General features: G+C 71.8%; 2 protein-coding genes and 1 pseudogene. All 3 read right to left on the reverse strand.

All coding sequences use genetic code 11. The annotated features are described in order from the left end of the window. The coding region (locus RIF93_RS19985) for a GNAT family protein (RefSeq protein WP_309093196.1) at window positions 1–545 on the reverse strand (545 nt) is incomplete at its 3' end. 38 nt (window positions 546–583) lie between these two features. After that, complete coding sequence (locus tag RIF93_RS19990; protein WP_309093197.1) at window positions 584–1,891, reverse strand: pitrilysin family protein; 1,308 nt, start codon at window positions 1,889–1,891, stop codon at window positions 584–586. Further along, window positions 1,866–2,660: pseudogene (locus tag RIF93_RS19995) on the reverse strand (pyridoxal-phosphate dependent enzyme); the annotation flags it as partial. The pseudogene RIF93_RS19995 and the gene RIF93_RS19990, both read right to left, overlap by 26 nt.

Raw genomic sequence — 2,660 nt, forward strand, 5'->3', positions numbered from 1 at the left:
TGATCTCGCCACGCGCCGTTAATTTTAAGATAAGCCTTGGCGAACCCTTCCTCCACGAACCCCGCCTTGCCCAGCAGATCGCGGGAGGCCTTGTTCTCCGGGATGCAGGCGGCCTCCAGCCTGTGCAGGCCCAGCGTCCGGAACGAGAATTCGCTGATCGCCCGCACGGCGGCCAGGGTCAGGCCCTGGCGGGTGAAGGGGCGGCCGCACCAGTAGCCGATCGAGCCCATCTGGGCCACGCCGCGGCGGACGTTCGACAGCGTAATGCCGCCGGTCAGCGCGTCGTCCGAGGCGCGGAAGACGAAGAACGGATAGGCCGCGCCGGCCTCGCGGTCGCGCGCGTAGGCCAGAAGCCGTCGGCGGAAGGCCGCGCGCGACAGGTCGTCGGCCGGCCAGGTGGGCTCCCACGGCTGCAGGAAGGCGCGGCTCTCGGCCCGCAGCTCGCGCCACTCGGCATAATCGGAGGCCCTTGGCGGCCGCAGGCGCACGCCCTCGCCTTCGACGCGAAGGCCGCTTTCCGGCGCGATCCAGTCCAAAAGGGCCATGACTGCGAGGGTCGCCGATTTGGCGACGGAAGCAAAGACTAGCCGGCCACCAGCCGCTGGAAGGTGTCGGCCGACTTGAGCGCGGCCTTCGGCCCAAGGACCGCGACGGCCGCCTTGCGCTGCCCAAGGATATGGCCGGTCAGGGCCGCCAGCCGCTCGGGCGTGACGGCGTCGACCTCGTCCGCCACCAGTTGCGGATCCAGCGTGCGACCGAACAGCAGCACCTGTCCCGCCGCCTGCTCGGCGCGGGCGAGCGCCGACTCGCGGCCCATGAACATCGACCCCTTCAGCTGGGCCTTGGCGCGCGCGAGTTCCGCGTCCGGCACGGGCTGGGCCAGCGCCTGGATCTCGGCCACCGTCACCTCGGCCAGCTCCACCGCGTCCTCGGCCGCGCAGCCGGCGAAGACGCCCAGCACGCCGGCGTCGGCATAGGTCTCGGAATAGGCGTCGATGGCGTAGGCGAGCCCCCGCTTCTCCCGCGCTTCCTGGAACAGGCGCGAGGCCATGCCGCCGCCCAGGATCTCGGCCAGCAGGCGCAGGGTGAAGTAGTCGGGATCGTGCACGCCCACCGCCGGCAGCAGCAGCACGATGTTGGCCTGCTCCAGCGGCTTGGCCACCGTGCGGACGCCGCCGGAGAAGGATGCGGGCTCAGGATCGCCCAGCGCGGCGCCGCCCGCGCCGCCGAAGTCGCGCTCCGCCAGGCGCAGCAGTTCGTCCTCGTCCACGGCCCCGGTGGCGCTGACCACCAGCGAGGGCGCAGCGTAGAGCGCCTGGCGCCAGGCGCTGAGGCTCTCGGGCGTGGCCGCGCCGATCGAGGCGGGCGTGCCCAAGATCGGCCGCCCCAGCGGCTGGGCGCCGAAAGCCGCCTCCTGGGCGAGTTCGAACACCAGGTCGTCGGGCGTGTCGGCCGCCTCCGCGATCTCCTGCCCGACCACCTGCTTCTCGCGGGCGAGGTCGCCGGCGTCCATCGTCGGCCGTTGCACGAGATCGGCGATCACCGCCGAACCCAGGTCGAGGCCGTCCTTGAGCGCACGCACCTGGAAGCTGGTGCGCTCATAGCCCGTGGCGGCGTTGATGTTGCCGCCCTCGGCCTCGATGACCTCGACGATCTCGCGCGCCGAGCGGCCGCCGGCGCCCTTGAAGACCATGTGCTCCAGGAGGTGCGACCAGCCCGAGCGGCGCTCGTCCTCGTACCGCGCGCCACGCCCGGCCACGACCGACAGCGCCACCGTTTGCCAGCCCGGCAGCGGGTCGCAGACCACCCGCACGCCGTTGGCGAGCTGGTGGACACGCGGGGTGGAGCCCGCGGGGCCTTGGGCGTCAGGTTTCGGCGAAGGCGCGGACATAGGCCTTGATGGTCTCGGCCTCGGCCGGCAGGCGGTCGTACCGCTCGCGCCGGTCGGCCAGGTTTGCGACCCCGCGCGGCAGGTCGGGCGTCACGCCGCAGGCCTTGGCCACATCCTCGGGGAACTTGGCGGCGTGGGCGGTGGACAACACGACGACCGGCCCTTCGAACTCGGCGTGGCGCAGGGCGGCGACGCCCACCGCTGTGTGGGGGTCGATCAGTTCGCCGGTCTCGTTCAGCGTCGAGACGATGGTGCGGGCGGTCTCGTCCTCGCCGATCGTCACGCCGCGGAAGACCTCACGCATGGCGGCATAGGCCTTGGGCGGGATGTCCAGCGCGCCGGCCTCGGCGAAGGCCTGGAACGCGCGGGCGGTCTCGACCGGCTCGCGCTCGACGCCTTCGAAGTACAGCCGCTCGAAGTTGGAGGCCGACTGGATGTCCATGGCCGGCGAGATGGTGGACTGCACGGCGCCGCGCACGTAGCGCCCCGTCTCGAAGGCGCGGGCCAGGATGTCGTTGGAGTTGGTGGCGGCGACGATCCGCTTCACCGGCAGGCCCATGCGCATGGCGACATAACCGGCGAAGGCGTCCCCAAAGTTTCCGGACGGCACGCAGAAGCTGACCGGCCGGTGCGGCGCGCCGAGCGCGGCGGCGGTCGTGAAGTAGTAGACGGCCTGAGCGGCGATGCGGGCGAAGTTGATGGAGTTGACGCCCGACAGGTCCACCGCCTGGCGAAGGGCCTGATCCTGGAACGCCTGCTTCACGATGGC

The organism is Phenylobacterium sp. (genome assembly GCF_031181185.1).
Classification (GTDB): domain Bacteria; phylum Pseudomonadota; class Alphaproteobacteria; order Caulobacterales; family Caulobacteraceae; genus Phenylobacterium.

What these genes read in the sequence shown, in the direction of transcription:
- RIF93_RS19990 (WP_309093197.1), bottom strand. Translation starts at nt 1,891, where the DNA reads ATGTCCGCGCCTTCGCCGAAACCTGACGCCCAAGGCCCCGCGGGCTCC.